At 73.4% G+C, this 391-nt stretch carries 1 protein-coding gene; it reads left to right on the top strand.

Going from position 1 to position 391, the window contains the following annotated elements:
* Window positions 1–391, top strand: a 391-nt coding sequence (locus C1I92_RS33240; protein ID WP_267896784.1) for a phosphate signaling complex PhoU family protein, incomplete at both ends; no start/stop codon positions are given.

Here is a 391-nt window from a genome sequence, read left to right as displayed (position 1 = left end):
GCTGAACGGCGACCGGGCCGCGGCGGAGACGGTGGTGCGGGGCGACGCCGTGCTCAACGGGATGCGCGACGATGTGCACGCCGCGATCCCGCAGCTGCTGGTCCGCCTCCAGCCGGTAGCCGGTGACCTGCGCCTGGTGCTGTGCGCCATGCGGATCGCCGGAGACCTGGAACGCATGGGGGACCTGGCCGTGCACATCGCCGAGGTCGCCCTGATGCGGCACCCGGTGACCGTCGTGCCCGAGCCGGCCGTGGACGTGATGACCGCGATGGCGGACGCCGCCGCGCGCATCGCCGACAAGACCTCCGTGGTGCTGTCGACCCGGGACCAGCTCGACGCGATGCAGCTGGGGCTCGACGACGACGAGGTCGACGCGGCGCAGGCACGGCTC

Origin of the sequence: Jiangella anatolica, assembly GCF_003236295.1 — a bacterium.
Taxonomy (GTDB): Bacteria; Actinomycetota; Actinomycetes; order Jiangellales; family Jiangellaceae; genus Jiangella; species Jiangella anatolica.
Note: the sequence above shows the minus strand (reverse complement) of the source record. Positions and strands in the feature narration are given on the sequence as shown.